This is a genomic window from Streptomyces sp. NPDC030245, assembly GCF_055572995.1.
Genome location: NZ_JBVICF010000005.1, coordinates 585803 through 596977, shown reverse-complemented (window position 1 = coordinate 596977; position 11175 = coordinate 585803). Strand labels below are relative to the sequence as shown.

The following is an 11175-nucleotide window of genomic DNA, read 5'->3' as shown; positions in this document are numbered from 1 at the left end:
AGCGAGTGTTTGAGCAGGATACGACGCACCTCGGTGATCCGCGCGCCCCTCCCGGCAACGATGCTGCGCCGAACGGGTGAGCGCCAGGTGAGAGCGGGTGCGGGCGGAAAAAAGTGAGGGCGTGCGAGTCCGGTGACCACCTTGTGTGCGTCTGGTGGCGGAGCGTGGCCGGAAGCAGCCTCGTTCCGTCGCTGATACCCTGGTAGCCCGTGAGCCGGTGGTCATAGAACCCCCGAACCGCAGCGACGGCGCCTCCCCGAATCCCTGGTGAGGACGTCGGTACGCACCTCCAGACCGCGACCACGGGAGCCCCCTCTTGGCCATGCAGCCCGCTGCTTTCCGAAACAGCACAGCCACGACGACCAAGCACATCTTCGTCACCGGGGGTGTCGCCTCCTCGCTCGGTAAGGGTCTGACGGCGTCCAGTCTCGGCGCGCTGCTCAAGGCTAGGGGCTTGCGCGTCACGATGCAGAAGCTCGACCCGTATCTGAACGTGGACCCCGGCACGATGAACCCCTTCCAGCACGGTGAGGTGTTCGTCACCAACGACGGCGCCGAGACCGACCTGGACATCGGCCACTACGAGCGCTTCCTCGACGTCGACCTCGACGGCTCGGCGAACGTGACCACCGGCCAGGTCTACTCCCAGGTGATCGCCAAGGAGCGGCGCGGCGAGTACCTCGGCGACACCGTGCAGGTCATCCCGCACATCACCAACGAGATCAAGCACCGCATCCGCCGCATGGCCACCGACGACGTCGACGTCGTCATCACCGAGGTCGGCGGCACGGTCGGCGACATCGAGTCGCTGCCGTTCCTGGAGACCGTCCGCCAGGTCCGCCACGAGGTCGGCCGGGACAACGTCTTCGTCGTGCACATCTCGCTGCTGCCCTACATCGGCCCCTCCGGCGAGCTCAAGACCAAGCCGACCCAGCACTCCGTGGCCGCCCTGCGCAACATCGGTATCCAGCCGGACGCCATCGTGCTGCGCGCCGACCGCGACGTGCCGACCGCGATCAAGCGCAAGATCTCGCTGATGTGCGACGTCGACGAGGCCGCCGTGGTCGCCGCCATCGACGCCAAGTCGATCTACGACATCCCGAAGGTGCTGCACACCGAGGGCCTCGACGCGTACGTCGTGCGCAAGCTCGACCTGCCGTTCCGCGACGTCGACTGGGCCCAGTGGGACGACCTGCTCGACCGGGTGCACAACCCGAAGCACGAGGTCACCGTCGCGCTGGTCGGCAAGTACATCGACCTGCCCGACGCCTACCTCTCGGTGACCGAGGCGATGCGCGCGGGCGGCTTCGCGAACAAGGCCCGCGTCAAGGTGAAGTGGGTCACCTCCGACGAGTGCAAGACCCCGGCGGGCGCCAAGAAGCAGCTCGGCGACGTCGACGCGATCCTGATCCCCGGCGGCTTCGGCGAGCGCGGCGTCGACGGCAAGGTCAGCGCCATCCGGTACGCCCGCGAGAACAAGGTGCCGCTGCTCGGCATCTGCCTCGGCCTCCAGTGCATCGTCATCGAGGCCGCCCGCAACCTCGCGGACATCCCGGACGCCAACTCCACGGAGTTCGACGCCGCCACCGCCCACCCGGTGATCTCCACCATGGCCGAGCAGCTCGACATCGTCGCGGGCGAGGGCGACATGGGCGGCACCATGCGCCTGGGCATGTACCCGGCCAAGCTGGCCGAGGGCTCCATCGCCCGCGAGGTGTACGACGGCAAGGAGTACGTGGAGGAGCGCCACCGCCACCGCTACGAGGTGAACAACTCCTACCGCGCCGACCTGGAGAAGAAGGCGGGCATCCAGTTCTCCGGCACCTCCCCGGACGGCAAGCTCGTCGAGTACGTCGAGTACCCCCGCGAGGTGCACCCCTACCTGGTCGCCACCCAGGCGCACCCGGAGCTGCGCTCGCGGCCGACGCGCCCGCACCCGCTCTTCGCCGGTCTGGTGAAGGCGGCGGTCGAGCGCAAGACGGGCGCCAAGTCCGGTAAGTGACACCTGAGCGATACGGTTGCCGGGGTACACGCCTTGTGGGGCGCGTACCCCGGTTTTCGTTTGCACGTGTGGGAGGACAGGGCGACATGACGATCAAGGACACCGCCGAGGAGTGGCAGGTCACGGCGACGGAGACCCCCTTCGTCGGGAACAAGACCTCCGTGCGCACCGACGACGTGGTCATGCCCGACGGGTCCGTCGTCCGCCGCGACTACCAGGTCCACCCCGGCTCGGTGGCCGTCCTCGCGCTCGACGGCGAGGGCCGCGTCCTGGTCATCCGCCAGTACCGCCACCCGGTCCGCGAGAAGCTCTGGGAGATCCCCGCGGGCCTCCTCGACGTCCCCGGCGAGAACCCCCTGCACGCCGCCCAGCGCGAGCTCTACGAAGAGGCACACGTCAAGGCGGAGGACTGGCGTGTCCTCACCGACGTCTACACCACCCCCGGCGGCTGCGACGAGGCCGTGCGGATCTTCCTCGCCCGCGACCTCGCGGAGGCCGAGGGCGAGCGGTTCGAGGTCTTCGAGGAGGAGGCCGACATGGAGCTCTCCCGGGTCCCCCTCGAAGAGCTCGTGCGCGGTGTGCTCGCCGGTGAGCTGCACAACAACTGCCTGGTGGTGGGCGCCCTCTCGCTGTACGCGGCCCTCAACGGCGACGGCCTCGACGCGCTGCGCCCGGCCGAGGCCCCCTGGCCGGCCCGGCCCTTCGAGGCGTAGCACCCCTTGAGGCCCCAGCTCCTTCCGATATGACGATCTGCTGATCCGATCGGGTGACTTGTGCGTGCTGCGCGACCGGGAGGGACGCGGGGCCTGAACTAGGCTCTGAAAGCGTCCCGCCCGAAGTCCCGGCGGGTTCGTGCGCAGGCGGACGGGAGCGTGGCCCGTGACGGATCAGGCGGTCGACACGGACGGTGTCGCGGGCGGCGCGGTGCCGCCGCCCGCGAGTGCCCCGGTGGAGCCGACGAGGAGTCAGTTCATCGGCAGACGCCGGGAACTGAAGGAACTCCGCGCCGACATCGACCGGGCGGGCCTCGACACCCTCTCCGGCCGCAAGGCCCCCCGCGCGCGCGTGCTGCTGATCGCGGGCCGCCCCGGCTCGGGCCGCACCTCGCTCGCCGGGGAACTCGCCCGGCAGCTCGCCGGCGACTACCCCGACGGGGTGCTGCGCGCCCGCCTCACGGAGCCCGACGGCAGCCGGGTGCCCACGGAGCGCACCGCCCGTGAACTCCTCGACGCCCTGCGCGTGCCCGCACCCCCTGGCGCGGCCGAGGACGACCTCACCGGCCTCCTCCGGGAGGCACTTTCCGGCCGCAGGGTGCTGCTGCTCCTCGACGACGCCGCCGACGCCGAACAGGTCGACCCGCTGCTTCCGGAGACGCCCGACTGCCTGGTCGTCGCGGTCTCCGAGGGACCGCTCACCGGCATCCCCGACGTGCGGCCCTGCACCCTCGGCGGCCTGGACAAGGAGGCCGCCGTCGAGCTCCTCGCCCGCGCCGCGGGACCCGTCCGCATCACCGTCGACCCGCGCGCCGCGGAATCCCTCGTCGAGGCGTGCGCGGCGCATCCCGCCGCGCTCGTCCTCGCCGGCGGCTGGCTCGCGGCGCGGCCCAAGGCGGCCGTCGCCGACCTCGCCAAGCGGGTGCACGACATGCCCGACGAGGGCTCGGCCCTGGCACGTGTCTTCGCTCACACCTACGCCTCGCTGCCCTCGGCCGCCGCGCGGATACTGCGGTTCCTCTCCCTCGCCCCGGCCGGGGACATCGACGCGCACACCGCCTCCGCGCTCGCGGGCTGCTCGGTCTCCGCGGCCGGGACGACGCTCGACGACTTCGTGGCCCTCGGGCTCCTGCGGGCCGTGGACTCCCCGCTCCCGCAGTACGAGGTGCCGGGCTGCCTGGTCCCGCTGCTCAGGGCTCGTACCGGGAGCCAGGACCGCCCCGCCGAGATCCAGCTGGCCAGGGCGCGGATGCTGGAGCGGACCGTGCGCCTGCTCCAGTCCTGCCGGGCCGTCACGGAACCGGACACCTCCGCCGCGCGCAAGAAGCTCGCGGGGCTGCCGCGCGCCCTGCGCTTCCCCGGACCGCCCGCCGCCGCCGAGTGGCTGCGCGTCCGGCAGCCGGCGCTGCTCGCCGCCGCCCGGCTCGCGGTGGCCGACGGCGAGCTCGACACCCTCGCGCGGCGCCTGATGGCGGCGCTGGTCAGGGCGCTGGTCGCACACCGCGGCACCGAGGCCGCGGCCCCCGAGCTGTACGGCATCCACCGCCTCGTCCTGGACGTGGCCGAGCGGCGCGACCTGCCGCGCGAGCAGGCGGCGGCGCTCCTGAACCTCGCGGACCTGGACGCGTGGACGGGGCGGACCCGGGACGCGCTGGTCCGCTACCGCGCGGCGCTCGACGCGGGACGCGCGGCGAACGATCCGTACGCGACCGGGCGCGCGATGGAATCCGTAGGCGGCGCCTATCAGGAGCTGGGGGACTGGCCGCGGGCCTCCGACTGGTTCGGCCGCGCACTGGTCCAGCGCCTGGCCCGCGACGAGCGCGCGGACGCCGCCAGGCTGTACGGCCGGATCGGCGCGGTGCACACCTACGCCGGGCGCTACGGCGAGGCGCTGCGCAACTGGAGTTCGGCGGTCACCGGGCACCGCAGGAACGGCGATGTGCCCGCCCAGGCAAGGGCGTTGAGCGAGCTGGCCCGGGTGCAGGAGTACGCGGGACGGCCCGAGGAGTCGTTGCGCACCTGCCAGGAAGCCGTCGAGCTGGCGCGGCACGCCAAGGACGTCCGCCTCCAGGCGGCGTTGCAGCTCCGCCTCGCCGACACCCTGGAGCGGCTCGGGGACCCGGCGGCCGCCCGGCTGCACCGGGCCGCGGCCGAGCGCATGCTGGGAAGTGAGCTCTCCCCGGGGCCGAGGCTTGAAACAAATGGTGGAGCGGAGCCTTCCGCCTGCGAAATCCGTAGTGCATCTGCGGAAGATTGAAGTATTGAAAGGCTAGACAGCGCGAAATCCTTCATTAGACTGGCTCCGCCGCATACCTCTGCGGTGTCTCCCGCTGCGCCCCCACGCGCACCGGTATGCGTTGCATTGCCCGAAAAATCCCCTGAGCCAAGGACCGTGATCGACGATGAAGGTCGGCATCCCCCGCGAGGTCAAGAACAACGAGTTCCGGGTGGCCATCACCCCCGCCGGTGTGCACGAGCTGGTGCGCCACGGCCACCAGGTCGTCATCGAGCGGAACGCCGGGGTCGGCTCCTCGATCACGGACGCCGAGTACGTCTCGGCCGGCGCCACGATCCTGGACACCGCCGACGAGGTCTGGGCCACCGCGGACCTGCTCCTCAAGGTCAAGGAGCCCATCGCGGAGGAGTACCACCGCCTCCGCAAGGACCAGACCCTCTTCACCTACCTGCACCTGGCCGCGTCCAAGGAGTGCACGGACGCGCTCCTGGAGTCGGGCACCACCGCCATCGCGTACGAGACCGTCGAGACCGCGGGCCGCGCGCTCCCGCTGCTCGCCCCGATGTCCGAGGTCGCGGGCCGTCTCGCCCCGCAGGTCGGCGCCTACCACCTGATGGCCGCCAACGGCGGCCGCGGCGTCCTGCCGGGCGGCGTCCCGGGCGTGGCCGCGGGCAAGGCCGTCGTCATCGGCGGCGGCGTCTCCGGCTGGAACGCCGCGCAGATCGCCATCGGCATGGGCTTCCACGTGACCCTGCTCGACAAGGACATCAACAAGCTCAAGGAAGCGGACAAGATCTTCGGTACGAAGATCCAGACCGTCGTCTCCAACGTCTTCGAGCTGGAGAAGGCGTGCCTGGAGGCCGACCTCGTCATCGGCGCCGTCCTCATCCCGGGCGCCAAGGCCCCGAAGCTGGTCACCAACGAGCTCGTCTCCCGCATGAAGCCGGGAAGTGTCCTTGTCGACATCGCGATCGACCAGGGCGGCTGCTTCGAGGACTCGCGCCCGACCACGCACGCCGAGCCGAGCTTCCCGGTCCACAACTCGGTCTTCTACTGCGTCGCCAACATGCCCGGCGCGGTGCCGAACACCTCGACGTACGCGCTGACCAACGCGACCATGCCGTACATCGTCTCGCTGGCGAACAACGGCTGGGCCGAGGCGCTGCGCCGCGACCCCGCCCTCGCCCTGGGTCTCAACACCCATGACGGCAAGGTCGTTTACAAGGAGGTCGCGGAGGCCCACGGTCTCGACCACGTCGAGCTGGAGTCGCTCCTCGGCTGAACCTGACCGCTTTCGTCAACGAAAGTCGTCAATCTCACGCCCACGGCCGGACCTTGAGAGGGGTCCGGCCGTGTGCGTATCAGTGCGGACACGCTCAACTGGCCTTGAACGTAACCCTTTAACCGTTTCGCCCACCCCGGAAATGTGTCGATGGCGGGCCGCATGCCCTTGACACAAGGGTGTTCCATTGCCGACACATCGGGCCGGGTCCGGCGGATTGTGTTGCTGTGGACCGGTGACACGCCATAGAGTCGCCAACCGTCGGCATGGTGCCACGCTGACCTATCGAGAAATTTCCTGGTCACCAAGGAGGTAAGACGACTTGTGAATGAGTCGACATTTGCTCCCGGGGGTGGTCAACCAGGAACGTCTGCACGGGACCAGGGTCCCGTGGGGCTCGAGGCCGTCGGCTCGGTCGCTGTCCGCACCTTCGAAGCCCGGCAGAGCCCAAAGCCGACACAGTCAGCACCCCAGAGCATGGATGGCCATCACGTGAACGCCATGGCCGGCGACCGGAGTGGCGATAACACCCACACCCACCTCGCCGACTACGAGGAACTGCCCCAGGGGCACTTCTACGACCCCGACGCCGAGTACGAGCCCGATCCGGAGTACGCGGCCACGCTCGCGCCCGACGCGGCCCGCCAGCGCCGCGAGCGCATCGGCCCCACGGGGCGCCCGCTGCCGTACTTCCCGATCCCGGGCCCGCTGACGGACCACGGGCCCGCCAAGATCATCGCGATGTGCAACCAGAAGGGCGGCGTCGGCAAGACGACGTCGACCATCAACCTGGGCGCGGCCCTCGCGGAGTACGGACGCCGGGTCCTGCTCGTCGACTTCGACCCGCAGGGCGCCCTCTCGGTCGGCCTCGGCGTCAACCCGATGGAGCTGGACCTCACGGTCTACAACCTCCTCATGGAGCGCGGCATGGCCGCGGACGAGGTGCTGTTGAAGACGGCGGTCCCCAACATGGACCTGCTGCCCAGCAACATCGACCTGTCCGCGGCCGAGGTCCAGCTGGTGAGCGAGGTCGCGCGCGAGTCCACGCTCCAGCGCGCGCTGAAGCCGCTGATGCAGGACTACGACTACATCGTGATCGACTGCCAGCCCTCGCTCGGCCTGCTCACCGTGAACGCCCTGACGGCCGCTCACAAGGTGATAGTGCCGCTCGAGTGCGAGTTCTTCGCGCTGCGCGGGGTGGCCCTCCTGACGGAGACCATCGAGAAGGTCCAGGAGCGGCTCAACCCCGACCTGGAGCTCGACGGCATCCTCGCGACCATGTACGACTCCCGCACGGTGCACAGCCGTGAGGTGCTCGCGCGCGTGGTCGAGGCCTTCGACGACCACGTCTACCACACGGTCATCGGGCGCACGGTCCGCTTCCCGGAGACCACGGTCGCCGGTGAGCCGATCACGACGTACGCCTCCAACTCGGTCGGCGCGGCCGCCTATCGCCAGCTCGCCAGGGAGGTGCTCGCCCGGTGTCACGCCGAGTGAGTCTGCCCGGGGCCGACGAACTGTTCCGTACGACCGGGGGGATGGCGCTCCAGTCGTCGTCCCCGCGCCGCCAGGCGAACGGCGAGGCGAAGGTGCCCGCGCCGGCGGGCGAGAGCGACGAGACGGCCGCGTCGGCCGAGGAGACGGCGGCGCAGGGCGACGGCGGTGACCCCGCCGAACACGCGGCCACCGACGCGGAGTCCGGCTCCGGCGAGTCCCGCAGCCGTACCGCGGGCGACGCCGACAAGGGCGCCGGACGGCGCTCGGCGTCGGGGGCGTCCTCGGCGCAGGAAGGTTCGGCCGCCCAGGGCGGCGGCAAGTCCGGCTCCTCGACCGCGCAGGCGCGGCGGCGGGCGCGGGCGGCCAACCGGCGGCCCAGCGGGCGCGAGCGGCACGACGAGAAGATCACCGTGTACGTCTCCGCCGAAGAGCTGATGGACCTCGAACACGCGCGGCTCGTGCTGCGCGGCGAGCACGGGCTCGCGGTCGACCGCGGGCGGATCGTGCGGGAGGCCGTCGCGGTCGTCCTCGCCGATCTGGAGTCCCGCGGGGACGCGAGCATTCTCGTACGACGGCTGCGCGGGCGGTAGGGGTAGCGTTTCTGGCCTCATGGCCTCGAACAGTGCATCCGTACCGCCCCCGCCCTCCCGCCGCCGCGCCCTGGGCCGCGGGCCCGGCGCGGCGCCCGTGGAGCGGGTCGCGGTGGAGGAACCGACCTCGGCCCCGGAACCCCCGGCCGACTCCGTCGAGCCCGCGGAACCCGCCGAACCCCTGGAACCCGCCGAACTTGCCGACGGGCGGTTCAAGGTTCGCCTCGCGAACTTCGAAGGGCCCTTCGATCTGCTGCTCCAGCTGATCTCGAAGCACAAGCTGGACGTCACCGAGGTCGCCCTGTCGAAGGTGACCGACGAGTTCATGGCGCACATCCGGGCCATGGGGGCCGACTGGGACCTGGACCAGACGACCGAGTTCCTGGTCGTCGCCGCCACCCTGCTCGACCTCAAGGCGGCGCGGCTGCTGCCCGCCGCCGAGGTCGAGGACGAGGCCGATTTGGCGCTCCTGGAGGCACGGGACCTGCTGTTCGCGCGGCTGCTGCAATATCGCGCGTACAAACAGGTCGCGGACATCCTCAGCGGGCGGCTCGACGACGAGGCGCGGCGTTATCCGCGGACCGTGGGCCTTGAGCCGCACCACGCCGAGCTGCTGCCGGAAGTCGTCATCAGCATCGGGGCGGAAGGATTCGCCAGGCTCGCCGTGAAGGCGATGCAGCCCCGCGCGAAGCCACAGGTGTACGTGGAGCACATCCACGCCCCGCTCGTCTCCGTGCAGGAACAGGCCGGGCTCGTCGTCGCCCGGCTGCGGGAGCGGGGCGAGGCCAGCTTCCAGGTGCTCGTCGCGGACGCGGGGGACACCCTCACGGTCGTGGCCCGCTTCCTCGCCCTCCTGGAGCTCTACCGCGAGAAGGCCGTCGCCCTGGACCAGGAGGACCCGCTGGGCGAGCTGATGGTGCGGTGGACCGGCGGGGACGGCGCCGGGGAGCCGGCCGTGACCGACGAGTTCGACCGGGCCCCCGAACCGATGGAGGAGAAGGCGTGAACGAGCACCCCGCGGGGCCGGGCGGTGTCGCGGACCTGGAGCTGCGGCCCGCCCTGGAAGCCGTTCTGATGGTCGTCGACGAGCCGGCCACCGAGGAGCACCTCGCGAAGATCCTCCAGCGGCCCAGACGGGCCGTCGCGGACGCGCTGCGGGAGCTGGCCGACGAGTACACCGTCCAGAAGCGCGGTTTCGAGCTGCGGCTCGTCGCGGGCGGGTGGCGGTTCTACACGCGCCCGGAGTACGCCGCCGCGGTGGAGGGCTTCGTCCTCGACGGGCAGCAGGCGCGGCTCACCCAGGCGGCCCTGGAGACCCTCGCGGTCGTCGCGTACCGCCAGCCGGTCAGCCGTTCCAGGGTCTCCGCGGTGCGCGGCGTGAACTGTGACGGCGTGATGCGCACCCTGCTCCAGAGGGGTCTGGTGGCGGAGGCGGGCGCGGAACCCGAAACAGGTGCGATCCTGTACAGGACGACGAACTACTTCCTGGAGCGGATGGGCCTGCGCGGCCTCGACGAGCTCCCGGAGCTCGCGCCCTTCCTCCCCGAGGCGGACGCGATCGAGGGAGAGACGCAGGAAGGCGTTCCGTCGTTCGACCCGGACGCACCCGATGCGCCGGGGTACGAGTACACCCAGGACTCAGCCGACTAGACGGAACTTTTGATGCGAAGCAGCAGCGGCAGGAACAGCAGCGGAAACAACGGCGGGAGCCGTGGTGGCAACAGCGGCGGCCGCGGCGGGAGCAGCGGTGGCCGCGGTAACCACCGCGGGGCCGGGAACAACCGCGATGACAAGCAGGGCGGCTCCGGCCGTCCGAAGAAGCCGCGTCCGGAGGAGCGGCGCTACGACGTGGGTGCCGACGGCACGCGCAACGGTCCGAAGTCGGGCCGCGGCGCCTCGGCGCGCGGCGGCGCCAAGGGCGGGCCCAAGCAGGGCCAGGGCAGCGGACGGGGCCGCTGGGCCCCTGCCACCTCCCGTGAGTACGACGCGCGGGCCGAGGAGCGCAACCGCGAGCGGTACGCGGGCAAGCCGAAGACCAGCCTGCCCAAGACCTTCCCGGGTGCCGAGCAGGAGGGCGAGCGGTTGCAGAAGGTCCTGGCCCGTGCCGGGTACGGCTCGCGCCGCGCCTGCGAGGAGCTGGTCGAGCAGGCGCGCGTCGAGGTCAACGGCGAGATCGTCCTGGAGCAGGGCATGCGCGTCGACCCCGAGAAGGACGAGATCAAGGTCGACGGTCTGACCGTGGCCACGCAGTCGTACCAGTTCTTCGCGCTGAACAAGCCCGCCGGTGTCGTCTCCACCATGGAGGACACCGAGGGTCGCCAGTGCCTGGGGGACTACGTGACCAACCGCGAGACGCGGCTGTTCCACGTGGGGCGGCTCGACACCGAGACCGAGGGTGTCATCCTGCTCACCAACCACGGCGAGCTGGCGCACCGCCTGACCCACCCCAAGTACGGCGTGAAGAAGGTCTACCTCGCGCACATCGTGGGCCCGATCCCGCGTGACCTGGGCAAGCAGCTCAAGGACGGCATCCAGCTGGAGGACGGGTACGCCCGCGCGGACCACTTCCGCGTCGTCGAGCAGACCGGCAAGAACTACCTCGTCGAGGTCACCCTCCACGAGGGCCGCAAGCACATCGTGCGGCGCATGCTCGCCGAGGCGGGCTTCCCCGTCGACAAGCTGGTGCGGGTGGCGTTCGGGCCGATCACCCTGGGCGATCAGAAGTCGGGCTGGCTGCGGCGGCTTTCCAACACGGAGGTCGGCATGCTGATGCAGGAAGTCGACCTGTAGGAATCGCTTGCCTGAACCACCCCCCTCTCTTTATAGTCATCAAGACCATAAAGAGAGGGGGGTGG

General features: G+C 70.9%; 9 protein-coding genes. All 9 read left to right on the top strand.

The features are described 5' to 3' along the window. Positions 1–322 precede the first annotated feature (322 nt). A complete protein-coding gene (locus tag ACZ4Z4_RS17300) occupies positions 323–2002 on the top strand; it encodes a CTP synthase (RefSeq protein ID WP_468327623.1) in 1680 nt (559 codons plus the stop codon). 86 nt (positions 2003–2088) lie between these two features. Continuing rightward, entirely contained in the window at positions 2089–2715 is a 627-nt protein-coding gene (locus tag ACZ4Z4_RS17295) for an NUDIX domain-containing protein (RefSeq protein WP_468327621.1), read from the top strand. A gap of 166 nt (positions 2716–2881) precedes the next feature. Then, positions 2882–4972, top strand: coding sequence for a tetratricopeptide repeat protein (locus ACZ4Z4_RS17290; protein ID WP_468327620.1), 2091 nt, complete (start codon positions 2882–2884; stop codon positions 4970–4972). 145 nt (positions 4973–5117) lie between these two features. Then, positions 5118–6233 (top strand): alanine dehydrogenase, encoded by a 1116-nt coding sequence (ald, locus tag ACZ4Z4_RS17285; RefSeq protein ID WP_468327618.1) that lies wholly within the window; start codon positions 5118–5120, stop codon positions 6231–6233. Positions 6234–6557: 324 nt separating this feature from the next. Beyond that, positions 6558–7730 carry a ParA family protein gene (locus ACZ4Z4_RS17280; protein ID WP_468327616.1) on the top strand — a complete coding sequence of 391 codons (1173 nt, stop codon included), beginning with the start codon at positions 6558–6560 and terminating at the stop codon, positions 7728–7730. After that, positions 7715–8320 carry a hypothetical protein gene (locus tag ACZ4Z4_RS17275; RefSeq protein ID WP_468327614.1) on the top strand — a complete coding sequence of 202 codons (606 nt, stop codon included), beginning with the start codon at positions 7715–7717 and terminating at the stop codon, positions 8318–8320. Before ACZ4Z4_RS17280 ends, ACZ4Z4_RS17275 begins: the two co-directional genes overlap by 16 nt. 19 nt (positions 8321–8339) lie before the next feature. Continuing rightward, positions 8340–9326: a segregation and condensation protein A gene (locus ACZ4Z4_RS17270; protein WP_468327612.1), complete on the top strand. Its 987-nt coding sequence runs from the start codon at positions 8340–8342 to the stop codon at positions 9324–9326. Then, the gene (scpB, locus tag ACZ4Z4_RS17265; protein WP_468327610.1) at positions 9323–9970 is read left to right on the top strand and encodes an SMC-Scp complex subunit ScpB; all 648 of its coding nucleotides are present in this window, start codon (positions 9323–9325) and stop codon (positions 9968–9970) included. Before ACZ4Z4_RS17270 ends, scpB begins: the two co-directional genes overlap by 4 nt. Positions 9971–9982: 12 nt before the next feature. After that, a complete protein-coding gene (locus ACZ4Z4_RS17260) occupies positions 9983–11110 on the top strand; it encodes a pseudouridine synthase (protein ID WP_468327608.1) in 1128 nt (375 codons plus the stop codon). Positions 11111–11175: the final 65 nt, after the last annotated feature.